This window comes from Apolloniradiicaulis salifontis (assembly GCF_053756655.1).
Map to the genome: position 1 here is coordinate 2,383,491 of NZ_CM132387.1, position 23,865 is coordinate 2,407,355.

A 23,865-nucleotide genomic window follows, 5' to 3' on the forward strand; every position below is an offset into this window, starting at 1 on the left:
CGGAGCATGGAAAGTGAACAGGTCGCAGTCCTGCATTCTGCTCAGAAAGCCTTGGGTGCGTTCGTACTCGCTTGGGGTCCAGCGGAATGGCACCTGGCCGCTCTGGTAAACGTGATTTGGGCGCTCGACAGCGAGCGTGCTCCGCATAGGCTTCCAACGGGTTTTGATGCGGCAAACCGTTTTTGTATGGAATATTATGAGACCCTCGGTCGCATTGAAGCCAAACAAATATTTATTGCTCTAAATACACTTGCTGATTACCGCGCGCATCTTCTAAAAGGCATTCTGAACACACGGCACATGACGGAGAAAAACCTTGTATTCCGCAAGGTGGACTTCAGGCCAAATCGCGAATTAAAAAGTGAAATCGTGACATCACTGCAGGAAATAAACGAAAATTCAGCCGCGCTATTTAGGATAGATCGAGAGATAAACGGCCTGATTGGGGAGTTTCATATACCCCAAAATGAAGATATAAAATAAAGCAATTTCCGTCCATTAGCCGCCCAGCTGGTACAAAAAGATGAAGGCCCTGCTGGAATGCCCCGCGACGCTATTCATGTGAGTACGGCCCGGCAAGACCGGGTCCGCTGACCTCTATGGTGTTGTCATCCCGGAAGCGCGACAGCGCTATCCGGGACCCCAGAAGCTGCAGCGCCGCCTTGGGGTCCCGGCTCTACGCCCGGATCAGGTCCGGGCTCCGGCCGGGATGACAGGTTTTTTTTGGAAAGCCAAAAAAAAGCCCGGCGCGTAAGCGCCGGGCGAATTAGATTGGTTGGTCGATTAAGAGACATCTCCTCCCCAGAGACACCGCTTAAGAGACAAGACGGTCAGGCCTCGTCATGACGGGACGATGACTCACAGGTAATACTTGCGTCAACCCCCTGACGCAGGACGGTTATGCGGCCCACGCATGACGGGCGGGCGTGGAGGGGGCTGACAGCGCCGGGCCTGCGCGGGGCCTGTCACCGGCGAGCGGCCTTGCGTGGACAGGCGCGGACAAAGGTCCTAAATCGGGCGTTCGCGTGTGCAACGGGTGCACGTTCGAAGCCCACAGCCTTTGAAGAAGACCCATGTCTCAATCTGAATTCAACGCCGACACGCGCCGCCACTCTGCGGCCCACCTCATGGCCGCCGCCGTGAAGGACCTCTATCCGAACGCCCAGTTCGGCGTGGGGCCGGCGACAGAGACCGGGTTCTTCTACGACATCAAGCTGGACGAGGCCCTGACGGTCGAGGACCTGCAGAAGATCGAAAAGCGGATGAAGGAGATGCGCAAGAAAAAGCATCGCTTCGAGCGCGAGGATCTGAATGTGGACGACGCGATCGCCTACATGGAGCGCGAAAACCAGCCGTTCAAAGTCGAGCTCCTCAAGCTGCTGCGCGACAAGGGCTCCACGGCCATCGCCAAGGAGACCGGCGATGAGAGCGTCGTGGGCGAAGGCGTCGATACGATCAGCTTCTACCGCACCGGCGATTTTGTTGATCTGTGCCGCGGGCCCCACGTGGACAATTCCGGCGAGGTGGGACACTTCAAGCTGCGCTCCATCGCCGGCGCCTATTGGCGCGGCGACCAGAGCAACGCCCAGCTCCAGCGCATTCACGCCATCGCCTTTCCCACCAAGGAAGAGTTAGAGGCCGAGCTTGTCCGTCTTGAAGAGCAGGCCAAGCGCGACCACCGCAAGATCGGCCGGGAGCTCGGGCTCTTCACGCTGGTCGAAGAAGTCGGCTCAGGCCTGCCGCTCTGGCTTCCCGCCGGCAATGTGATCCGCGACGAGCTGGAGCGCCTGGCGCGCAACACCGAACACAAGGCGGGCTACAGCCGCGTCTCCACGCCCCACATCACCAAGGGCGATCTCTATGTGAAGTCGGGCCATCTGCCCTACTACGCCGACGACATGTACGCGCCGATCATCATCGATGAGCAGGAATACTATCTGCGGCCCATGAACTGCCCGCACCATCACATGATCTACGCCCACGACCAGTGGAGCTATCGCGACATGCCGGTGCGCCTGTCCGAATACGGCCAGGTCTATCGCCACGAGGCGTCCGGAGGGCTTAGCGGCCTGATGCGGGTGCGCGGCTTCTGTCAGAACGACGCGCACATCTATTGCCGCGAGGACCAGGCCAAGGACGAGTTCCTGGCCGTGATGCACATGCACGCCGACTATTACCGCCTGTTCGGCATTCAGGATTTCTGGATGCGCCTGTCGCTTCCCGATTTCGAGAATCTGGAGAAATACGTCGACGACGTGGAGGGCTGGAAGAAGGCGCTGGGCATCCTGAAATCAGCCATGGATGAGTCCGGCTATCCCTACAAGGAAGTCGAGGGCGAGGCGGCGTTCTACGGCCCGAAGGTCGACTTCATGGTGAAATCGGTTGTGGGCACCGAATACGCCATCTCCACCAACCAGCTCGACTTCATGGCCACCAAGCGATTCGATCTTGGCTACACGGCCGCCGACGGCGAGAAAAAGCCGGTCTATGTCATCCACCGCGCCCCGCTGGGCAGTCATGAGCGCTTCACAGCGTTCCTGATCGAGCACTATGCGGGCAAGTTTCCCACCTGGATCTCGCCGGTGCAGGCCATCGTGATCCCCATCGCCGACCGCCATGAGGACTACGCGGGCGAGGTGAAGAAACGCCTGTTCGACGCCGAGGTGGACACCGTCCATGGCGGCGTGCGGGTGGAGGCCGACATGGCCGCAGAGCGGATGCAGAAGAAGATCCGCAACGCCCAGAACCGCCAGATCCCCTACATGCTGGTGGTGGGCGACGCCGAGGCTGAGGCCGGCGCCGTCGCCGTACGCCATCGCGATCTCGGCGATCTGGGAACCATGCCGGTGGACCAGCTCATCAAGCGCATCGCCAAGGAACAAAAGAGCCGCGCCGATCTGCCCAAGCCGGACGCGGCCGAATAGGGGCGGGCGGGCGTGTTGCACGCGTTCCCGCGCCCGGCCTGTCCGCGCCGGGCTTCGGGGGGCCTGCATTCTGCGCGCACTCTGTTAGATTAATCGCTGCGATTCGCTTCGGTCGCGCGCTAGTTTTTCGGGAGCCTTCCCATGTCCGACGCCGCCCCTCCTCTGGGTTCCAAAGCCAATCCCAGCCAGTATGACTGTCTGCCCGATCTCGGCGATGACGAGCCCTATTTCGTGATCCGCGCCGATGATCCGCTGTCCAGCGCGCTGGTCGAGCTGCACGCCTATATCGGCGCCGGCCAGGCGGGCTCGGCCCACAACAAGCTGGCCGAGATCATGGAGCTGACGCGCGAGCGCGCGCCGCGCCCCGGCGGCAGCCCGAAATACCGGGAAACCTTCGCCATCTCCCAGTCCATGGAGAAATGGCGCAACGCCCACGGCAAGTAGCGTTAAAGCGCAAGCCGTCTGCGCGGAACCTCAGGCGTCAGCCTCAGACCAGGTGCTCCTGAAAGAAAGCGAGCGTGCGCCGCCAGGAGAGCGCTGCGGCGGCCTCGTCAAAGCGCGGCGTTGAATCATTGTGGAAGCCGTGGCTGGCGCCCTCATAAAAATGGGCGGTGTAGGCCTTGTTGTTCGCGTCCAGCGCGTCGCGATAGGCCGGCCAGCCTTCATTGATCCGCTCATCAAGCTCGGCATAGTGCAAAAGGAGCGGCGCCTGGATCGCGGGAACCTGCTCCACACTCGCCTGACGGCCATAGAAGGGGACCGAGGCGGCTAGATCCGGGAACGCCACAGCCATGGCGTTGCACACCCCGCCGCCATAGCAGAACCCGACGCAGCCCACCTTACCATTGACGGCCGGGTCAGCCTGCAAATGGTCCTTGGCGGCGAAGAAATCGTTCAAGAGCTTTTCCTGATCCACCGAGCGCTGAAGCGTGCGGCCCTCATCGTCATTGCCGGGATACCCGCCGACGCTTGTAAGCCCGTCCGGCGCCAGCGCGATGAAGCCGGCTTTGGCGACGCGGCGCGCCACGTCCTCGATATAGGGATTGAGCCCGCGATTTTCGTGCACCACCACGACGCCGCCCACCGGCGCTTCAAGCCCGGCCGGCGCCACCCGGTAGGCGCGCACCTCGCCATGGCCGTCCGGCGAGGGATAGGTGACGTATTCAGGCAGGATGTCCGGATCGGTGAACTGAACCTGCTGGGCCAGCGCATAATCCGGGCTCATGGCCGCGATCAGCGCCGCGCCGGTGAGGCCCGCCACCGTGTATCCCGACGCCCGGACCAGGAAATCGCGTTTTGAAATCCGGTCATGGGCGTAGAAATCATAAAGCTCCAGCAACTCTGGCGGGAAGTCCTTGGCGGTCAGACGGGTCATGGCGCGCTCCTCTTCTATGGGAAGAAGGATAGCGCGCCGCGCCCGTCTTGCCAGAGCGGACCGCCAAATCGTCCAAAGCCACGTCCTGGTTGCGCTTAGGCGGTGTCTTGCGGCGCGTCTTGGGTCGCCACCTTGACGCCGTTGCGCACGGTCACCACGCCGATCACCAGCGCGGCGGCGCCGGCCAGCGCCTCGGCTGCAGTGATGGCGGAAAGCGGCGCGTGGGCGAGACTGAGGACGCCCCACACCGCGGCGCCGATCAGGAGAAAGAGGGTTACGGATAAGAACGCGCCGCCCGCAAGGGCCGACGCAATATCCAGCGCCGAAGCGCGTCTACGAAAGGCCATGGCCCGACGAATCCACCCCTCCCGCGCCGCACCCTGCGGCGTGTTCTGCGGGGCGGCGATATACTTGGCGCCGGACAGGGCGTTTGAAAAGAGCCCTCTGCTGCGACTAGAAACCCGCCGGCGAGCGCCGGCGGGTTTTGTCTTTTCAGCGCGTTGGCTCTCGCCTTAACCGGCGGTGGCGCGCAGCATCCAGGCGAATTTTTCGTGGGCGGTGACGCGCGGCGCCACCAGATCCGAGGTCGCCTCGTCTCCGTGCTCGCCGGCGAGGGTGAGCGCCTTGCGGGCGGTGCGCACCACCTGCTCATGACCCTCGATGAGATTGGTGAGCATGGTGTTGGCGTCCGGCGTCGACGTATCGCTCTTCACCGACGCCTGCTCGGCCATCTGGGCGTATGAGATCGGCGCGGGGAATCCAAGCGCGCGGATACGCTCGGCGATGTCGTCTGTCGCCGCCCAGAGCTCCTGATACTGCTCTTCGAACATGGCGTGTAGATCGTGAAAGCGCGGCCCCGTCACATTCCAGTGATAGGCGTGAGTCTTGAAATACAGCGCGTAAGTGTCGGCCAGCAGCGCGCCGACGGCCTTCGCCATCGCTTCGCGCTGCTCTTTGGTCAGGCCCATATTGATATCCATGATCGTCTCCTTTGACATCGCTTTCCAATCATATGGGAAGCCGCGACATAAAACCAATTGGTAATAACGCTCGATTTTATAGATCGGGCCTATATCTACTGCACACCATCGCAGAAGCGCACGATCCGCTTGCCCGCCTCCTCCAGCGCAGCGTCGTCGGTGGCGTAGGACAGGCGAAAGCCCGGCGCCGCGCCGAAGGCCTCACCGGGCACCACCGCCACGGCTTCCTCGGTGAGAAGGGCCGCACTGACGTCGAGATCTGTCTTCAGCGCGGCCCCGCCGGCGCTGGTCTTGCCGATCAGGCCGGAGCAATCGGCGAAGATGTAAAACGCGCCCTCCGGCGTCGGCGCCGTCAGACCCGGCGCGGCGGCGATCTTCTCCAGCATGGCGTCGCGCCGCGTCTTGAAGGCGGCGTTGCGCGGCTTCAGGAAATCGTGCTCGCCGTTGAGCGCCGCGACCGAGGCCCACTGGCTGATGGAGCAGGGATTGGAAGTGGTCTGGCTCATCACCTTGGCCATCGCCTTGATGAGCTTTTCCGGGCCCGCTGCATAACCGATGCGCCAGCCGGTCATGGCGTAGGCCTTCGACACCCCGTTCATGGTGAGCGTGCGGTCGTAAAGCTCCGGCGCGACCTCGGCGATCGTCGCGAATTTGAAGTCGTCATAGACAATGTGCTCATACATGTCGTCGGTGAGGATGAGCACCTGGGGATGGCGGATCAGCACCTCGGCCAGCGCCCTGATCTCGTCGGCGGTGTAGGCCGCCCCCGTCGGATTGGACGGCGAATTGAGGATCACCCAGCGCGTCTTTGCACTGATCGCCCTCTCCAGCGTTTCCGGCTTCAGCTTGAACCCGTCCTCGACACCCGCCGGCGCAAACACCGGCTCGGCGCCCACAAGGCGCGCCATTTCCGGATAGCTCACCCAGTAGGGCGTCGGGATCACCACCTCGTCGCCCGGATTCAGCGTGGCGGCGAAGGCGTTGTAGATCACCGGCTTGCCGCCCGGCGACACGTTCACCTGGGACGGCGTGTAGGAGAGCGCGTTGTCGCGCTTGAACTTGGCGCAGATAGCCTCCTTCAGCTCCGGCAGGCCGTCAATATTGGTGTATTTGGTCTCGCCGCGCCGGATCGCATCGATGGCCGCCTCCTTGATATGGTCGGGCGTATCGAAATCCGGCTCTCCGGCGCCCAGCCCGATCACATCGACGCCCTGGGCTTTCAACTCGCGCGCCTTCTGGCTCACCGCAATGGTGGCCGAGGGCTGCACGCGCGACAGCGCGTCGGAGGTGCGGATCGGATCGCTGGCGGACTGGGACATGGGCGGTTTCCTTTCATGCGCGTCGGCGCGGGCGAGCAGAACGAAGACGGTCTCGTTGCGCGCCGGACTTTCCAGCGCCCGGGCCACGACTTCAAGAGCGAACTGCGCAGCAAGACCCGGCGGCCCCGCCGCGCCCCATCCCGGCCGGTCTTCATCGCGCACTCTGGCGAGGCCGGCGGTATTGGAGGCGAGCGCTTCCCCCGTCACCGCCCGGGCCGTCATCCAGGGAGCGATCTGGGCCAGCGCCTTTTCATGGCCATAGACGCCGACGAGCGGGCCGTCATCGCCGGGCCGCCGATAAAGGTCAAAGCTCACAGGGATCGCGGTGCGCGCCCGCTCCACCGCCCAGCCGTCGTTGAGGGCCGCGCGCGTGGCGGCGATCTCGCCGGCGCCGCTGTCCAGCGCGGCGCAGGCGAGGTCCGCCTCGCCGCCTTTCAGCGCCGCGAGCACGGCGTCCAGATCGGCCATGGGCGCAAAGGCGCAGTCGCCGGCCAGCGCCAGCGCCGCCTGGTGGGTGAAGGTTCCTTGCGGGCCGAGATATGCCAGTCGCGCTGTCGTCATGGCTTCAGCTTAGCGGGACGCGCCGGATCTGGGAAAGGCGAGAGCCATAGCGCGGTTCAGGCCCCGCTCCGGCCCCTCCGCCCGCAAATGGCCTTAATTCACCTTCCCGGCGCCGTTTTTGCGACGCGGACCCGCCACGCGACGGGCGTTTCCTGTTCATGGCGGGTTCAGAAACCCACCCCTTTTTAAAACGGCGAACGGGAGGCCGGATATGAAGCGTTCAACGTCAGCAGCCGGCCTGGCCAGCCTTGTCATGGCGCTGGTTTGCTTTGCCGCCGCCGCCGCCCTGTTCCATGGCGATAATGCGCGCGGCCAGAGCCCGCTCTTCATCGCCGACAGCGCCTATATCGATTAGGCCTCACCGCGACAGGTGAAGCACGATCTCGCGCCGGTGCGGCGCATCTCGGTGCTCAAACAGATACAGACCCTGCCAGGTCCCCAGCGCCATGGCGCCGCCCGAAACCGGCACACCGATGGACACGGCGGTGAGCGCCGCCCGGATATGGGCGGGCATGTCGTCCGGCCCTTCGGTGGTGTGGCGCAGCCAGCCCATGGATGCATCATCGCCGGGCGGAACCAGCCGTCTGAAGAAGTCCTGCAGATCGCGTCGCACGTCGGGATCGGCGTTTTCCTGAATCACCAGAGAGCAGGAGGTGTGGCGCACGAAGCAGGTGAGCAGGCCCTCGTCTGCGCCCCCCTCCGCCCCGCCAGTTTCGACGACGCCGCGCACGAATCGCTCGGCCTCGAATGTGAACGCGTAGAGGCCCGGACCGGTGGTTTCCACGATGATGCGGCTCTGCGCCATGGCGCCTCCTCACGGCTCTGTCATTGGACGCAGTCTGCGCACTCTGGACCGGTCCGCGTCCAGACACCAGCCGGAGCGACCCATGTCCATGCGCGACAGCGTCAACGCCTATTCCGGCGACACCCTGCAATCCACGGCCGATCTGAAATCGCACGCGTGCTGCGAAATCGCCGCGCCCTCGCCAAGCCCCGGCTGCTGCTGAGCCGGGGATACAGGGCGGTGCGGACGGAAGAGCGGGGTAAACGAGAAAGGCGGGCTTGATCGGAACCACCAGGCCGTCCGCCCGTCTCCGGCTGCGGGGGCCGGATGGCGGGCGGGCGAGCCCATGTGGGAGAACCGCGCGCGCACTGATGGCGTCTCTACTGCGGCGTCCCGGCCCCGGGTTTCAATCCGGGGCGGCTCCCCTGCTTGGCAGGGGCGTCATACGGGCGCGTTGCGGTGAATACTTCACGCGCGCCCGGTCCCAAAGCGACCGGGCGCCGCCTCTCCAAAAGGAGATAGCGGCGGATCGCAATCTGTTAACTAAAGAATAACATGATAATTGGGTCTGGCCAAATAGAAACGGAAGCCGGGCCATGCCAGCTTCCGTTTCAATTGCTTACGCGATTTGCATACCACCTGCCTTGCGCTATTCGCCGGGCCGGATCGGCGGCGGGTCGGAGGCTGGGAAGCTCTCTTTCATCGCCTCGTCAAGGCGATCATCCTCGTCCATCCCGCCGTCCTTTTTCCTGGGCGCGGTCTGGCCAGGGGTATGCTTCACATCAGTGTCGGTAGGCTTGCGCGGACGTTTCTGCGCCGGTCCATTGGGCTGGATCAGATCGTCCTCGCCCGCCTCTTCGGCGCCGCTCCGCCGGCGATCTTCATCTTCGTCGATTTCCTCGCTGCGACCGGGCGCATCGCCTTCGGCGCGCACGGTCTCGCCGAAGCGTTCGCCGCGAGCGCCGGTCATACCCTGATCCACCGGCTGGACGCGGCTGTCTTCCTTGTCGCGGTCCGGCCGCCCGATCTCGGCCTCGGTGGCGGTCTTGTCCTCGTCAAAGGCTTCCGCAAACGCCTGATCATCGGCGGGTGCGGCGTCGGTGCTGCGATGAGACGCCATCGTGTGCTCCTCCTGGTAACTGCTGCATGAACAACAAGCTCAACCGGGGCGGAGTTCCGTCGTGAAAGGGACGGTGCAGGGGACCCTTTAGGCGGCGCCTTGACGATCCGCCAACAAAAAACCCCGGCGCAATCCCTCGCGCCGGGGTTCTTTATCGAGCGGAGAAAGCGGGGCTTACGCCGCTTTGGCCGGCTTGAAGCGGCCGTAGAAGGTCTCGTTCTTGCCCGCCATGTCACGGAGCAATTGGGGGACCTCGAACGGCTTGCCGTACTTGGCCTTCAGATCGTCGGCGCGCTTGACAAAAGCGTCCGCGCCGATCGTGTCGATGTAGGACAGGACCCCGCCGGTATAGGGCGCAAAGCCCCACGCCAGGATCGAGCCGACATCGGCTTCACGCGGATCGGCGACGATGTTCTCCTCCATGGTGCGCGCGGCCTCGATGGCCTGGGCGTAGAGGATGCGGTCCTTGATCTCCGCGACGCTGGGCTGCTCGTCCAGCAGCTTGCCGCCCGGCGCGAACTGACCGAGCTCGTCCCAGAGGCGCTTGCCGTCGTCGGAGTAAACGTAGAAGCCCTTCTTGTTTTTCCGCCCATAGCGGCCAAGCTCATACATCTTCTCGATGACTTCGGCGTTCGGCGTGTCCTCGAAGGCGTCGCCGAGATCCTTCTTGGTCTGCTGCAGCACCTTGTAGCCGAGATCGATGGCGACCTCGTCCTGCAGGCTGAGCGGACCGACCGGCATGCCGGCCATCTTGGCGGCGTTCTCGATCAGGGCCGGCTTCACGCCTTCGGTGAGCATGTACATGCCCTGCTCGATATAGCGCATGACGCAGCGATTGGCGTAGAAGCCGCGGGTGTCGGACACCACGATCGGGGTCTTCTTGATCTTGGCCACGAAGTCCAGCGCAAGCGAGATCGCCTTGTCACCGGTCTTGTCGCCGACGATGAGCTCCACCAGCATCATCTTCTCGACCGGCGAGAAGAAGTGCACGCCAATGAAGTTCTCCGGCCGCGAGGAGGCTTCCGCCAGCGAGGAGATCGGGATGGTTGAGGTGTTGGAGCCGAAGATGGCGTCCTTGGGCATATGCTCCTCGGCCATCTTGGTGATCTTGTGCTTCAGCTCGGAGTTCTCGAACACCGCTTCCACGACCAGATCGACATCCTTCAGGAGCGAATAGTCGGTCGTGGCGGTGACGAGATTGGTCTTCTCGTCGGCGGAGTCCTGGGTGAGCTTGCCGCGCTTGACGCCTTTGGCGAAGTGATCGGCGACATGCTTCTTGCCGCGATCGGCGCCTTCCTGGTCGGCGTCGATGAGGATCACCTCGATGCCGGCCTGGGCCGACACCGTGGCGACGCCTGCGCCCATGAAGCCGGCGCCGATGACGGCGATCTTCTTGACCTCGCCCTTGGTCTGGCCGGCGGGGCGGCGCGCGCCCTTCTCCAGCGCCTGCTTGGACAGGAAGAGCGAGCGGATCATGTTCCGCGACTCCGGCCGCATCAGGAGCCTGGTGAAGTAGCGGCTTTCGATGCGAAGCGCGGCGTCCATGGGCACCTGCAGGCCCTCATAGACGCAGGACAGGATGTAGCGCTGGGCCGGATAGTTGCCGTAGGTCTCCTTGAGCAGCATCGGCGAGGCGGCGGCGAACACCTGCATGCCGGCGGGATGATAGGGACCACCGCCGGGGAGCTTGAACTTGTCCTGGTCCCAGGGCTGCTTGGCGCCCATGGGATCGGCTTTCACCAGCGCCTTGGCCTTGTCGATGATCTCGGCCAGCGGCGCGATCTCGTGGACGACGCCTTGCGCCTTGGCGCTCTCGGCGTCGAATTGCTTGCCCTGCAGCATGATCGGCGCGGCGTTCATCACGCCGACGAGGCGCGGAAGACGCTGGGTGCCGCCGCCGCCGGGCAGAACGCCCACGAGGCTTTCCGGCAGGCCCAGCTTGGCGCCGACATCGCTGGCCATGACGCGGTAATGGCAGGCCAGCGTCACCTCGAAGCCGCCGCCCAGCGCCAGGCCGCTGATCGCCGCGGCGATCGGCTTGCCGCAGGTCTCCAGCGCGCGAAGCGACTGGTTCAGCCGGTAGGCGGTCTCAAACAGCTTGGTCTTGGCTTCGTCCTCGGAGAGGCCGTCCAGCTCGGCCATGCCGCCGCCCAGCTCGGACAGGTCGGCGCCGGCGCAGAAGGCTTTCTTGCCCGACGTGATCACCGCGCCCTTGATGGAGTCGTCACCGGAGATTTTGCCGACGATCTCGTCGATCTCGCCCATGACGGCGCCCGAGAGCACGTTCATGGAGACATTAGGGGAGTCGAAGGTGATCAGGGCGATCCCGTCGCCGTCGACGTCGAATTTGAAGTGGGTGTAGGTCATGTCAGTGTCCCTTTCGCCGATCCTTCGAGGCTTTCGCTTCGCGAAAGACTCCTCAGGATGAGGTGATTGTTTTTCCTCACCCTGAGGAGCCCGCGAAGCGGGCCTCGAAGGGCGATGCCAAGTGTCTAGATCCGCTCGATGATCGTCGCCGTGCCCATGCCGCCGCCAACGCAGAGCGTGGCGAGGCCGGTGCCTTTGCCGGTGCGCTCCAACTCGTCGAGGATGGTGCCCAGGATCATCGCGCCGGTGGCCCCCAGCGGGTGGCCCATGGCGATGGCGCCGCCATTGACGTTGGTCTTCGAATGATCGACGCCCAGATCCTCCATGAAGCGCAGCACCACGGCGGCGAACGCCTCGTTCATCTCGTAAAGATCAATGTCGTCGGGGCTCATGCCGGCTTTTTTGAGCGCCTTGCGCGCCGACGGGGCCGGGCCGGTGAGCATGATGGTGGGTTCAGAGCCGATGGAGGCCATGGCGCGGATGCGCGCACGGGGCTTCAGGCCCAGCTTCTCGCCCATCTCCTTGGTGCCGACCAGGATGGCGGCCGCGCCGTCCACGATGCCCGAGGAGTTGCCGGCGTGGTGCACGAAGTTGATGCGCTCCAGGTCCGGATATCTCTGGATGGCGACCTTATCCAGGCCGATCATCGCCGACAGCGCCTCGAAGGCCGGCTTGAGGCTGGCCAGCGACTGCATGTCGGTGCCCGGGCGCATGTACTCGTCGTGATCCAGCTGCATCAGGCCCAGCTGGTTCTTCACCGGCACGATTGACTTGTCGAAGCGGCGCTCCTCCCAGGCCTTGGCGGCGCGGTTCTGGGACTCCACGGCGTAGGCGTCCACATCGTCGCGGCTATAGCCGTATTTCGACGCGATGAGATCAGCCGAGACGCCCTGGGGCACGAAGTAATGGTCGAACGCCATTTCAGGATCGACCACCATGGCGCCGCCGTCAGAGCCCATGGGCACGCGGCTCATGGCCTCCACGCCGCCGCCAATGGCCATGTCGGCTTCACCGGACATGACCTTCGCAGCCGCCAGATTGGTGGCTTCCAGGCCGGAGGCGCAGAAGCGGTTCACCTGAAACCCGGACACGGTCTCTGCGTAACCGGCGTTCAGCGCGGCGGCGCGGGCGATGTCGGCGCCCTGCTCGCCCACCGGCGAGACGCAGCCCAGGACCACGTCGTCGATGAAGGACGTGTCGAGATTGTTACGATCCCGGATCGCTTCAAGCTGCTGGGTGGCCAGCTGCAGCGCGGTGATCTCGTGCAGCGTGCCGTTCTTCTTGCCCTTGCCGCGCGGGGTGCGCACGGAATCGTAGATGTAAGCGTCGGTCATTGGGGGTTCCTCCCTCAAAGGGGTCAAACTATTAAAGCGTCCGAGCAATCAGGAGCTTCATGATTTCGTTGGTTCCGCCATAGATCCGCTGGACGCGGGCGTCGCGGAACATGCGCGCAATTGGGTACTCGTTCATGTAGCCGTAGCCGCCATGGAGCTGGACGCATTCGTCGATCAGCTCGCACTGGATGTCGGTGACCCAGTATTTCGCCATGGACGCGGTGGCCGCGTCCAGCTGGCCCTTGATCAGAAGATCCGAGCAGTGCTGGACGAACACCTCGGCGATGGTCGCCTTGGTCTTCAGCTCGGCCAGCTTGAACTGGGTGTTCTGGAATTCGATGATCGATTTTCCGAACGCCTTGCGTTCCTTGACATAGGCGATGGTCTCGTGGAGCGCGCGCTTCATCATGCCGACGCCCTGAACCGCGATCTGCAGGCGCTCCTGGGGCAGCTGCTCCATGAGCTGGATGAAGCCCTGGCCTTCTTCCTGGCCCAGGCGCGCCTCGGCGGGCACCCACATATCTTCAAAGAACAGCTCGGCGGTGTCCTGGGACTTCATGCCGACCTTGTCGAGATTGCGCCCACGGCGGAAGCCTTCCGCCCCGTCGGTCTCCACCATGAACAACGTGGTGCCCTTGGCGCCGGCCTTGGGGTCGGTCTTGGCCACGACGATAATGAAGTTCGCCGTGCCGCCATTGGTGATGAAGGTCTTCGAACCGTTGATGCGGTAGCCGTTGCCGTCCTTCACCGCGGTGGTCTTCACCCCCTGCAGGTCGGATCCGGCGCCCGGTTCGGACATGGCGATGGCGCCGACATATTCACCGGACACCAGCTTGGGCAGAATTTTCTTCTTCTGCTCCTCCGAGCCGTAATGCCAGACATAGGGACCCACGATGGAGTTGTGCAGGCTTGCGCCCCAGCCTTCCACGCCGGCCTCGGTGGTGGCCATGTGGAACACGTAGTCATGGCGCCAGTCGCCGCCCGCTCCGCCGTACTCCTCGGGGCAGGCCGGGCACAGAAGGCCGGCTTCACCCGCCTTGGTCCAGACATCGCGGTCGACGACGCCTTCCTTCTCCCAGCGTTCGGTGTGGGGCAGGCATTCCTTGGCCACGAAGCCGCGCACGGCGTCTTCGAATATGTTGACGTCTTCCTGGTCCAGCCATTCGGGCCGCGGGACGTTGAGCACTTGAGCGGTCATATGGGTCTCCTCCGGTATAGTCTTGCGAAAACCCCGCCCGCGCAGGGCGCGGACGGGGTTTTCGGTCAGTCTCAGAACGCTTCAGCGGGCAGCGCCATCATCGTCTCTGCGCCGCTCTGGACGCGCGCCAGATGGGCGTCAGCCAGCGGAAGCCAGCGCTCGACGAAGTATTTCGCGCAGACCTGCTTGGACGCGTAGATCGGATCGGACGCGCCTTCCTTGATCTTGGCGTTGGCGGTCTTGTGCATCTTCGCCCACATGTAGGACATGCAGGTCAGACCGAAGAGGTGCATGTAGTCGGTCGAGGCCGCACCGGCGTTGTCGAAATTCTCCAGGCCCTTCTCCACCAGCCAGCTGGTGGCTTTTTGAAGCTTGGCCTTCACGCTCTTCAAGCCTTCGATGGAGACCTTCAGATCGGCGTCGCCCTCGTTCTCGGCGATGAACTCATCCAGCTCGCCGAAGAAGGTGTTGATCGGCCGCATGCCGGCCATGGCGAGCTTGCGGCCCACCAGGTCCAGCGCCTGAATGCCGTTCGTGCCTTCATAGATGAGGGTGATGCGCGCATCGCGCAGGGTCTGTTCGATGCCCCACTCAGCGGTGAAGCCCGAGCCGCCATGGACCTGCAGGCCTTCGGACACGCAGTCATAGCCCTTATCGGTGAGATAGCCTTTGATCACCGGAGTGAGCAGCGCCATGTAATCGCCGGACTTTTCGCGCGTGGCGTCGTCTTCGGACTTGTGCTCCAGATCGCCGTGCAGCGCGGTCCAGAGCGCCAGAGCGCGAGCGCCTTCCACGAAGACTTTCTGGTTCATCAGCATCCGGCGAACATCGGGGTGCACGATGATCGGATCGGCCTGGTCTTCGGGGTTCTTCGGACCCGTCAGGGAGCGGCCCTGGATGCGGTCCTTGGCGAAGGCCAGCGAGTACTGGTAGGCGATTTCGGCCAGGCCCAGCCCCTGCAGGCCGACGCCTAAGCGCGCCTCGTTCATCATGATGAACATGGTGCGCAGGCCCTTGTTCTCTTCGCCCACAAGCCAGCCCTTGGCGCCGTCATAGTTCATGACGCAGGTGGCGTTGCCGTGGATGCCCATCTTCTCTTCCAGGCCGCCGCACTGGAGCGTGTTGCGCGTCCCCGGCTCGCCGTTCTCGTCGGGAAGGAATTTCGGCACCACGAAGAGCGAGATGCCCTTCACACCGGCCGGCGCGCCTTCGATACGCGCGAGCACCAGGTGGATGATGTTGCCGGACATGTCGTGCTCGCCCGCCGAGATCCAGATCTTCTGGCCGGTGACGGCGTAGGAGCCGTCGCCATTGGGGACCGCCTTGGTGCGCAGCATGCCAAGATCGGTGCCGCAATGGGGCTCGGTCAGGTTCATGGTGCCCGACCACTCGCCCGAAATCATCTTGGGCAGATACATCTCTTTCTGCTCGTCGGACCCGCCGATATGGATCGCGTGGGCGGCCCCGCCGGTGAGGCCCGGATACATGCCGAACGCCATGTTGGAGCTGGTGACCATCTCGTTGAACGCCAGGTTCAGATAGGCCGGCAGACCCTGCCCGCCGTATTTGGGATCACCGGACAGCGCGGTCCAGCCGCCCTCGGTCATCTGCTTGTAGGCGTTCTTGAAGCCGGCCGGGGTCGTGACCTCGCCGTCCTTCAGCGAGCAGCCTTCCCGGTCGCCGGTCTTGTTGAGCGGATAGAGCACGTTCTCACAGAACTTGCCCCCTTCCTCGAGCACGGCGCTCACGATGTCGGACGTGGCGTCGGCGAAGCCGGGCACATTGTTGTATTGCTGAACGTTCAGAACGTCATTCAGGACGAAAAGCTGGTCTTTGACCGGGGCGGTATAGGAGGGCATGGATCAAGCTCCGTGGAGGGTCCGGGATCAGGCCGGGATCAGGAAAGAAGCAAACCGTGCAAATCGGTCTGCGTCGAGGAAAACAGGCGGGGGTTTGCAAAAGCGTCACGCATTACTCGCTCGCCCCTTCAGTCCAGTCATTGAGGCGCGCCGCGGCCAGCGCCTCGAAGGCGCGGGCGCGGCGCTTAATGTCTTCGGGCGGATCTCGGTCGGCGATGCGTTCTTCAAGCCAGGAGCACCCCGCCTTGAGCTCAGCCAGGGCGTGTTCGATGTCCGCGCGCTGGCGCTCCAGCGTCGCGATGCGGTCATTGAAGCGGTGGAGCGTGGCCTCCATGTGCAGGCGCGAGCCCTCATCAAGGCGCTCAAGCTCCTGCATCTCCTTGATTTCTTCCAGCGTGAAGCCGACCCGGCGGCCACGCAGAATCAGGTCCAGGCGGGCGACGTCGGCGGCGCTGTAGATGCGCGTAGCGCCGCGCCGCTTCGGGTTCAGCAGGCCTTTTTGCTCATAAAAGCGCAGGGTTCGCGCGGTTACGTCGAACCGGTCTGCGAGTTCGCGGATCGTATGCTCCGCCGGCGCCTGCCTGGTGATGTTCGTCATGGGCGCGAAACTAGCGAAGTTGACGTTCACGTCAACGTCAATTTTGGGCGCGCGCGTCGGCGCTCTCTCAAAACCGCTGAGAGAGCGCCGTCAGATCAGGCTAGAAGGCGGCCCGGATAGCCACGCGGATATTGCGGCCGGGCAGCGGGATCTGGTCTTTCAGGAAGCTGGAATGCACCCGCGCCTCTTCGTCGGTGATGTTGCGCACGCCCAGGATCAGCGACACGTCGCGCGCGTCGAACGGCGTCACCACCAGATCGGCGTTGAGCAGGGCGTAGCCGCCCGTTGCGGTTTCAAAATCGGCGGTGTCGTCCTGCTCGGCCACAAGCCGGGTCTCGGCGCGCGCCGACCAGATCCCGCGCTCGGCGATCAAGGCCAGATTGGCCGAAAGCGGCGGGATGCGCGGCAGGTTTCCGGCCGCATCCGTTTCGGCGCGGACATAGTCGATCCCGGCCTCGGCGATGAGCTGGACCCCGGCGATCTCGGCGATCTCGGATTCGCCGTAAAGCTCGAAACCGTAAAGCCTTGCGTCTTCCTGGCGGTATTCGAACACATCAAACCCGTCTTCTTCGGCGCCGGTGGGGAAGAGGCCGATAAAGCCGTCATAATCGGCGTAGAACACGTCCAGCTCAGCAAAAAAGCGGGCGATCTCATAGCGGGCGCGGCCCTCGACCGACCAGGCGGTCTCCGTGTCGAGGTCAAGATTCCCGATCTCGAAGCTCTGCGTGGCGGCGTGGGGGCCGAAGGCGAACACCTCCACATCGCTGGGCGCGCGCTCGGTGCGCGAAAGGCTGGCGGCCACAAACCAGGGCTCGGCCGGACGCGCGAACAGCGAGCCGGACGCCGACACCGTGTCATAGCGGCGCTCGGCGCGAAGGCCGTTGAGTTTGCGGGTCTCAAGGCGCGCACCGGCTTCAAAGCCCCAGGAGTCGTAATCCCAGCGCTCGGTGGCGAAGGCGCCCCAGTCCTGGGTCGTCACCGGTTCGATATAGGCTTCCTCGCCGATGGCCTCAAAGTCGCGGGCGAAGGCGTTGACCCCCCAGGCGCCCTGGCGAACGCCGCCATGGTCATGGGCCAGTTCCACCCGGCCCTCCACGCCCTCCACATCGAACAGCGTGCCGATTTCATCGCCTTCCAGCTCGGCGTGTCCATAGTCGGAATGGGCGAAGCCGAAGCGGACACGATTGAGGAAGCCGTCCCGCGCGATCTCGCCACGCAGATCAATCCGGGTCTGTTCCATGAGGAGGATCGGCACGCCCTCCTCTTCATCATGGCCGTGATCCTCGTCGTGATCATGATCGCCGCCATGATCCTCGCCGTGTTCTTCCTCATGGGCGTGGGAATGGCCCGGAAGTCCATATTCAGCGTCGAGATTTTTCACCGACAGCCCGACATAGCCCCAATCCTGAACCAGCGAGGCGCCGGCCGAGGCGCTCTCGAAGGTATAAAAGCCGCCCTCCACCGAGCCGAACTCCGGCTCCTCGTCCTCGTGCCCCTCATGGTCGTCGTGATGGTCTTCGTCGTGATCGTCGTCGCCGTGGTGTTCGGCGCGCTCGGCTTCAGACTCTGCAAAGCCGGGGATCTCGAACCCGCCACCGTGGCGGCGCACATAATCGCCCTGCAGCACGACGGCGCCGACCGATCCGGTCAGGCGGCCGGCGACCTGCGAGCCGTCATCGACGCTTGTTCCGCCCAGGTACACGAAACCATCGAACAAGCCGTCCACCGGTGCGGTGGGAACCCGGCCGTCCAGGATATTGACCACGCCGCCGACGGCGCCGCCGCCGAACGCGATCGCAGCCGGTCCACGCAGCACCTCGATCGCTTGCGCCCCCAGCACTTCGCTGGACACCGCATGGTCGGGGCTGGACGCCGAGGCGTCGAGACCGCCCAGCCCGTTGATCAGCACGCGCACCCGCTCCGCTCCCAGGCCACGCACGATGGGGCGACCTGAGGCGGGACCGAAATAGGTCGTCGTTACTCCCGGCGTACGCTCCAGCGTGTCGGCGAGATTGCCGTTGAGATCGCGCACCAGCTGGTCTTCGCCGATCACCGTGACCGCCCCGGCGCTGGAACGATTATCCACCTGGATCGGGCTGGACGTCACCGTAATGACATCGGGATGCGCTTCAGCGAAGGCCGGGGCGGACACCAGCGCCAGAAGGCTGGCGGCGCCCAGAAGGCGAAGGCGGCGGGCGGACGGCGAAGCAGCGCAACGGGTCATGGGGGACAGGTCCTGTTATGTTATAATATAGCGTATTGAGTGTTACTCTATAACCCCGTGATTTCGGCCTTGCAAGACGCCTCGTGGCGCGGTGTCACCTGTCCGCACGCCGCACACGGGCGACGCCAGGCGTGCAAACACCGTGACGTTTCATCCGATCGCGGTTAATCAGAACATTCAGGACTATCTGCAGGGTTGTGCTTTATGGACCGCATCGACGCGTTTCGCCTCTTTACGGCCGTCGCCGAGCTGGAAAGCTTTACGCGCGCCGCGGACCGGCTGGGCCTCACCCCCGGCGCGGCGTCCAAGCAGATCGCCGCCCTTGAAGACCGCGTGCAGGCCCGGCTTCTGGAACGCACCACACGATCCGTCCGCCTGACCGACGCCGGGCGCGCTTTGCTGGACCGGGTGCGTCCCTGGATCGCCGAATACGAGGCGATCGAAAACGGGCTGGCGGCCGATCAGGCCGCCGCGGCGGGCGTGCTGCGCATTTCCGCGCCGGTGGATTTCGGCGCCAATCGCCTGGTGGAGCCGGTGACCGCCTTCATGGAGCGCTGGCCCCATGTGGAAGTGCGCCTGGAGCTGGCCGACCGCATGGTGGATCTGGTGGATGAGGGGTATGACCTGGCCGTGCGCCTGGGCCATCTCACCGATTCCAGCCTGATCGCGAAACGCCTGGCCGATGCGCCCATGAGCGTTGTGGCGAGCCCGGCCTATCTGGAGCGCCATGGCGAGCCGCAGCATCCCAGCGAGCTGGCTCGCCACGCCTGCATCATCGACCGCAACAAGCCGGCGCCCAATCTGTGGAAATTCACCCGCGGCGAGGAGAGCGTCGAGGCCAAGATCGCCGGTCGGCTGAGCCTGAACGGAGCACGCGCCTCGGTCGCAGCGGCCTGCGCGGGGGCCGGGATCGCCTGCTCGCCGGCCTGGGCGGCCAAGGAAGCGTTGGCGGACGGGCGATGCCGGGAAATCCTCGCCGGATGGGCCCCCGACCATCGTGATCTGTGGGCGGTGTTTCCCTCCAACCGCTATCTCGCCCACCGGGTGCGTTTGTTCGTCGACCATCTGGCCGACTGGTTCAGTGACGGGCTCTAGCGCAAGGCGCCTAGAGACCCTGCTCCTCCTCAGGCGGGGCGCCGGTGTGTTGGGACTTCAGGCCGACAATCCCCACCGCAAGCGCAACTTGGGCGCCGTAATAGGTGATCCAAACCAGCGCGCCGTCGATATCCACCACCCAGCTTACGTCCAGCCCGCGAAACCAGCCCGCCGCCAGGATGGAATCCGACACCACGAACAGAAGCGCGCCCAGCGTGATCAGGCGCGGCCCGTTCACCAGCGCGGCCAAAGCGGCCATGATAAGGATCACGCCCAGATAGCCGCTGGCCAGCGCGGTGAGATCGCCCATGCCGGGGCTGAGCCACAGCCACATGGCGACACCGTAGGCGGCGAGCGCCAGGGTCAGGATCAGCCCGTCCTTGCGAACCCCGTGCCGGGCCAGCGCCACGGCGAAAATGGCCATGTAGACAAGGTGAGCGCCCGCAAAGAAGCCGATCCCGGCCTCAGTGCGCGCAGGCTCCATGGCCAGAGCATAATCGCCGCAGGTGGATAAAATCAGCGCCAGAGCCAGCGCCGGCGCCCGCGAAAACGCGGCGTAGGCGGCCAGCAGCCCGATGCCCAACGCCTTTGTGAGCGCAAGACCGGGCAAGGCGGCGAACACCATATCAAGTCCCAGATAAATCAGGGCTGCAATGGCGGACACGGCCAGGTAGACCGGCGCGGCCCAATCGGGGATTAGCGGATCGGTGTCGGCGTAACGGTCATAGGCGGGTTCGCTCATTGTCTACTCCGGGTTATACGCCCTCAGCGTGGAGCGATCTGCTCCGCTTTTCAGCCCTTGCATGCGACGCGACGCGGGAAAAATCAAATGCGCCTGATCTTCATCATCATCACCCTAACGCTCTTCAGCCCGTCTGCGTTCGCGCAAGGCGTTCTGCCCGAGCCGCTGTCCGCCCTTTTGTCGGCCGCCCATGACAGCCAGAGCGAGGACGACTTTTCCGATGCGGTGCGCGTCATCGCACTGACCCGCGATCCTGCGGACGTGGCCGCCGCAGCGGCGGCGATCAGCGCCGAGCGCGGCGCCCAGGCGCGCGCGGTTCTGGGACTGCCCGCCGGTGACGCCATGACTAATCCAGTAACTGGTCCCGTCGCTGACGCCGGCGCCGCAGACGCGGCGCGCGCCGAGGCCGAAGCGGCGAGCCTGGCCGAGCGTGCGGCCGCCGCGCCGCTGGCCGTGGCGCGCAATATCGCATCGGGAGAGAGCGAGCTGTGGGAGGGCCGCGCAGAGCTGGGCGTTCGCTTCGACAGCGGCAATTCAGATCGCCAGGACTACACGGTGGGGCTCTCGGTGGAGCGCGCGCTGGCCCGCTGGGGCTTTGAGGGCGCGGTGTCCTACGCCTATTCCGAAGTCGACGGAGCTGTGGGCCGCGACGAGCTTGATCTGGAGGCGCGCGGCGAACGCGAGGCGGGCGAGCGCTGGACCTTCTATGTCAACGGCGATTACACCAAGGACGCCCTGTCCGGTTATGACTTCACGGCCTTTGTGGGAGCGGGCGCGGGCTACCGCATTCTGGACCGGCCCGAACGCGCCTGGGTGCTGCGCGCCGGCCCCGGCGCGCGCATCGTGCAGGACACCGCCGGCGAGACGATGACCGATCCCGCCCTTGAGCTGTCCTCCGATTTCGAGTGGCAGCTTTCAGAGCCGATCCGCTTCACCTCTGACACCAGCGCGCTGTTCTCGGAAAACTCGCGCGCCGAACAGATGTTCAAGCTGGAGACCGCGCTAGGCGAGCTGTGGTCGCTGGCCCTGAGCTATCGCTATAGCTACGAATTCGAGCCCGAGCCCGGCTTTGAGAACGAGGACAGCCGCACCGACATCTCCATCGTCCGGCTGTTCTAGAGCGTGATCCGGAACGCGGTGCGAAGGCTCAGGGACAGATCACGCTCCAGCCCCCAGGGCCGGAGCGCAAGCCTCTGTAGCGCGTGCAGCTACTCTTGCGTCTTCACCGGGGTCAGCGGGCCGGGCTTGCCCGGTCCGGGCGGGCGCACGCCGCCGGCGCCGAGATCGCCGCGCGCGAACGCGGGCAGATCGTCGATCCAGCGATCAGAACGCGCCGCAATATAGATGAACGGGCCGTCCGGATTGGAGCGGAAATTGGAATCGGTGGCCACCACCGCATAGCCGCCCTCGGTCTCGATCATGAAGGGCGAGCCGGAATCCCCGCGCGTCGTGTCGCAGTCATGGGCCAGCGTGTTGTCGCGCGCCAACTCCACCACGCCGCAGTCCAGATTGCCGGAAAGATTATCCCCGGTGTCCCAGGAATAGCCCGCCTGAAGCAGGCGCGCCCGGCCCGCCGCGCGCTGATCGGCGCCCAGCGCGAACACACCCAGATGACCCAGTTCTTCGCCCAGCGGCCGGTCGATGCGCAGAAGCGCCCAGTCGGTCCCGTCCAGATCGTCGCCATCGCTGAAGCCCGCCTCGTTCCAGTCGCGGTCCATGTAAAAATCGATCACCTGGGCGCGGCGGGTTCCGCCCGGCAGCGCGTCTCCGGTGAGAAACTCGCCGGCGGCGTTAATGACCCCGTCTTCGGAGATGCAGTGGGCCGCCGTGATCAGCACGTCACGCGCCACCAGGCTGGCGGTGCAGCTGCCGCCGGTCTCAAAATTCACCCGCCCGATCACGCGCCAGGGAAAGGCCGCGGTGTCCATGAGCACCCGGTCGTCGCGGCCGAAGAAATGGTCGTTGATGGTCAGAGGCCGATCGCGGCCGCCGCAATCGGACCGGTCGGTGCGCGCCTCACAGCGGCCCGTACCCTCGCCGGGCTGGTCGCAAACACCGTTGAAGGCCAGCGTGCAGCTGTCGTTCTGGAAGCGCATATGGCTGACGTCGCCGCAATCGGTGAGGTCGGTTCCTTGCGTGCAGGCGCCGGTGCCGAAACCGGGCTCGTCGCACTCATTGTCGCGCGCCCATTGACAGCTATCGTCCTCCTGGCCGGAGAGAATACGCCAGCAATCGGAATAGTCGGTCCCGGCCCGGCAGGCGCCGGTGCCCGAACCCGGCTCGTCGCATTCACCGTCATTGGCGTACTGGCAGCTGTCGTCGCCGCCGATTCCGACGGGGCCGTCAGGCTTCTTGATCGCCTGAAGAAGGCGGGCGTAATCGCGCGCGCCGGGCTCGGCGTCAAAGCCGGCCGGCAAAGCAAACCGGGCGTCCTGGGCATGGACGGCGCCGGCGGCGCAGGCCAGCAGGAGCGCAGCGAGAATGGAATTGAAGAAACGGTGCATTATGGTTCTCCCCCGAGTTCCCGAACGCTAGCGCGGTGCGCGCGGCCGCGCCAGACCCCGGCGCCTTCACCAAGGCGACGAGCCGCTGCTTGTGAAAGGCCGCGACTCGCCGCATATTAATATTCCGCAGTCGGAGTTTCCCCTCATTCGACGATTGCGGGTTGCGCCTCGCCGGATACGGCATGCATCCTCACCTCAAGAGGCGCATACGAACGCCGCCGGCCCCCTCGCCGGCGGCGTTTTCTTTTGTGCATTCACCAAGCTGAACCCCGGATGAAGCCGCCGCCCAGCACGCGTTCAGGCGCGGTCCTGCAAGGTGGCGGGCATAAAGGCGCAGAACGTCTGCGCCGCCATCTGGAGGACGCCATGTCCCTGCTTGCAAAACTGGCGGCGGCCGCCGGCCTCGCCGCTCTCACGCTCACCATGCTGCCCACCGGCGCCGAAGCTCAGCACCATGGCCAGCATCGCGCCCAGTCCCATGACTGGTATCAGTATGGACGCGGAAACCGCTGGACCGGACCGGAAGGGTATTTCGTGGTTTACGCCGCCGCTTGCCCGGATCTGCGCGAAGACCGGCGAGGGGCGCGCGGCCACCAGGGGCGCCGTGACCGGTTTGAGGATCGCCGCGACCGCCAGGTGCTCGACTGCCCGCCCCGCGCCTGGGAGTACGTCCCCAGCCGCCGTGAAGCGGTCGCGGGCCGCACCGGCGACCGGCTGCGCCCGGACGTCGCCTACTGGGATCACCGCTCAAACCGCTACTACGCCCAGACCCGCTGGGGCGCTGTTCCGGTCCACGTGGAGTATGGCGGACGCGGATACGGCCATGACCGCCGCAGCTATCAGGGCCACTCCGGCGTCCGCTTCGAGTTCCGGTTCTAGGG

General features: G+C 64.8%; 21 protein-coding genes and 1 pseudogene. 7 read left to right on the top strand and 15 right to left on the bottom strand.

Features of this window, described 5'->3' with window-relative positions; all coding sequences use genetic code 11:
• Nucleotides 1–6 precede the first annotated feature (6 nt).
• From ACWCOP_RS11455 to ACWCOP_RS11465, 3 genes are all read left to right on the top strand, one after another.
• Entirely contained in the window at nt 7–483 is a 477-nt protein-coding gene (locus ACWCOP_RS11455) for a hypothetical protein (protein WP_478248418.1), read from the top strand.
• Nucleotides 484–1,073: 590 nt separating this feature from the next.
• On the top strand, nt 1,074–2,924 hold the full coding sequence (gene thrS / locus ACWCOP_RS11460; RefSeq protein ID WP_478248419.1) for a threonine--tRNA ligase: 1,851 nt from the start codon (nt 1,074–1,076) through the stop codon (nt 2,922–2,924).
• A gap of 141 nt (nt 2,925–3,065) precedes the next feature.
• Nucleotides 3,066–3,368, top strand: coding sequence for an aspartate decarboxylase (locus tag ACWCOP_RS11465; RefSeq protein WP_478248420.1), 303 nt, complete (start codon nt 3,066–3,068; stop codon nt 3,366–3,368).
• Nucleotides 3,369–3,411: 43 nt separating this feature from the next.
• On the opposite strand, the gene yghX is transcribed toward ACWCOP_RS11465, so the two are convergent.
• From yghX to ACWCOP_RS11490, 5 genes and pseudogenes are all read right to left on the bottom strand, one after another.
• A complete protein-coding gene (yghX, locus tag ACWCOP_RS11470) occupies nt 3,412–4,299 on the bottom strand; it encodes a YghX family hydrolase (protein ID WP_478248421.1) in 888 nt (295 codons plus the stop codon).
• Nucleotides 4,300–4,394: 95 nt separating this feature from the next.
• Nucleotides 4,395–4,646, bottom strand: a complete 252-nt coding sequence (locus tag ACWCOP_RS11475; protein WP_478248422.1) for a hypothetical protein — start codon at nt 4,644–4,646, stop codon at nt 4,395–4,397.
• A gap of 165 nt (nt 4,647–4,811) precedes the next feature.
• Nucleotides 4,812–5,279 (bottom strand): Dps family protein, encoded by a 468-nt coding sequence (locus ACWCOP_RS11480; protein WP_478248423.1) that lies wholly within the window; start codon nt 5,277–5,279, stop codon nt 4,812–4,814.
• Between the two features lie 95 nt (nt 5,280–5,374).
• Nucleotides 5,375–6,598 (bottom strand): pyridoxal phosphate-dependent aminotransferase, encoded by a 1,224-nt coding sequence (locus ACWCOP_RS11485; RefSeq protein ID WP_478250684.1) that lies wholly within the window; start codon nt 6,596–6,598, stop codon nt 5,375–5,377.
• 36 nt (nt 6,599–6,634) lie between these two features.
• Nucleotides 6,635–7,159 (bottom strand): annotated as a pseudogene (locus tag ACWCOP_RS11490) (prephenate dehydratase domain-containing protein); the annotation flags it as partial.
• A 211-nt stretch (nt 7,160–7,370) separates the two neighbouring features.
• Here ACWCOP_RS11490 and ACWCOP_RS11495 point away from each other — a divergent pair.
• Entirely contained in the window at nt 7,371–7,514 is a 144-nt protein-coding gene (locus ACWCOP_RS11495) for a hypothetical protein (protein ID WP_478248424.1), read from the top strand.
• 3 nt (nt 7,515–7,517) lie between these two features.
• Here the strand turns inward: ACWCOP_RS11495 and ACWCOP_RS11500 are convergent, their stop codons facing one another.
• From ACWCOP_RS11500 to ACWCOP_RS11535, 8 genes are all read right to left on the bottom strand, one after another.
• A complete protein-coding gene (locus tag ACWCOP_RS11500) occupies nt 7,518–7,964 on the bottom strand; it encodes a secondary thiamine-phosphate synthase enzyme YjbQ (protein ID WP_478248425.1) in 447 nt (148 codons plus the stop codon).
• Between the two features lie 628 nt (nt 7,965–8,592).
• Nucleotides 8,593–9,063 carry a hypothetical protein gene (locus tag ACWCOP_RS11505; protein WP_478248426.1) on the bottom strand — a complete coding sequence of 157 codons (471 nt, stop codon included), beginning with the start codon at nt 9,061–9,063 and terminating at the stop codon, nt 8,593–8,595.
• A gap of 174 nt (nt 9,064–9,237) precedes the next feature.
• Nucleotides 9,238–11,430 (bottom strand): 3-hydroxyacyl-CoA dehydrogenase NAD-binding domain-containing protein, encoded by a 2,193-nt coding sequence (locus ACWCOP_RS11510; protein WP_478248427.1) that lies wholly within the window; start codon nt 11,428–11,430, stop codon nt 9,238–9,240.
• Between the two features lie 125 nt (nt 11,431–11,555).
• Nucleotides 11,556–12,764: an acetyl-CoA C-acetyltransferase gene (locus ACWCOP_RS11515; protein ID WP_478248428.1), complete on the bottom strand. Its 1,209-nt coding sequence runs from the start codon at nt 12,762–12,764 to the stop codon at nt 11,556–11,558.
• A gap of 31 nt (nt 12,765–12,795) precedes the next feature.
• Nucleotides 12,796–13,962: an acyl-CoA dehydrogenase family protein gene (locus ACWCOP_RS11520; protein WP_478248429.1), complete on the bottom strand. Its 1,167-nt coding sequence runs from the start codon at nt 13,960–13,962 to the stop codon at nt 12,796–12,798.
• A 71-nt stretch (nt 13,963–14,033) separates the two neighbouring features.
• Complete coding sequence (locus ACWCOP_RS11525) at nt 14,034–15,821, bottom strand: acyl-CoA dehydrogenase C-terminal domain-containing protein (RefSeq protein ID WP_478248430.1); 1,788 nt, start codon at nt 15,819–15,821, stop codon at nt 14,034–14,036.
• Nucleotides 15,822–15,933: 112 nt separating this feature from the next.
• Entirely contained in the window at nt 15,934–16,419 is a 486-nt protein-coding gene (locus ACWCOP_RS11530; protein ID WP_478248431.1) for a MerR family transcriptional regulator, read from the bottom strand.
• 100 nt (nt 16,420–16,519) lie between these two features.
• Nucleotides 16,520–18,643, bottom strand: a complete 2,124-nt coding sequence (locus tag ACWCOP_RS11535; protein ID WP_478248432.1) for a TonB-dependent receptor — start codon at nt 18,641–18,643, stop codon at nt 16,520–16,522.
• 204 nt (nt 18,644–18,847) lie between these two features.
• On the opposite strand from ACWCOP_RS11535, the gene ACWCOP_RS11540 reads away from it, so the two are divergent.
• On the top strand, nt 18,848–19,738 hold the full coding sequence (locus tag ACWCOP_RS11540; protein WP_478248433.1) for a LysR family transcriptional regulator: 891 nt from the start codon (nt 18,848–18,850) through the stop codon (nt 19,736–19,738).
• Nucleotides 19,739–19,748: 10 nt separating this feature from the next.
• Here ACWCOP_RS11540 and ACWCOP_RS11545 read toward each other — a convergent pair whose 3' ends face one another.
• Nucleotides 19,749–20,480, bottom strand: a complete 732-nt coding sequence (locus tag ACWCOP_RS11545) for a lysoplasmalogenase family protein (RefSeq protein ID WP_478248434.1) — start codon at nt 20,478–20,480, stop codon at nt 19,749–19,751.
• 87 nt (nt 20,481–20,567) lie between these two features.
• Here ACWCOP_RS11545 and ACWCOP_RS11550 point away from each other — a divergent pair, with 87 nt between their 5' ends.
• The gene (locus ACWCOP_RS11550; protein ID WP_478248435.1) at nt 20,568–21,599 is read left to right on the top strand and encodes a DUF481 domain-containing protein; all 1,032 of its coding nucleotides are present in this window, start codon (nt 20,568–20,570) and stop codon (nt 21,597–21,599) included.
• Between the two features lie 89 nt (nt 21,600–21,688).
• Here ACWCOP_RS11550 and ACWCOP_RS11555 read toward each other — a convergent pair whose 3' ends face one another.
• A complete protein-coding gene (locus ACWCOP_RS11555; RefSeq protein WP_478248436.1) occupies nt 21,689–22,984 on the bottom strand; it encodes a trypsin-like serine peptidase in 1,296 nt (431 codons plus the stop codon).
• Nucleotides 22,985–23,350: 366 nt separating this feature from the next.
• Between ACWCOP_RS11555 and ACWCOP_RS11560 the strand changes: the two genes are divergently transcribed.
• Nucleotides 23,351–23,863, top strand: coding sequence for a hypothetical protein (locus ACWCOP_RS11560; RefSeq protein ID WP_478248437.1), 513 nt, complete (start codon nt 23,351–23,353; stop codon nt 23,861–23,863).
• Nucleotides 23,864–23,865: the final 2 nt, after the last annotated feature.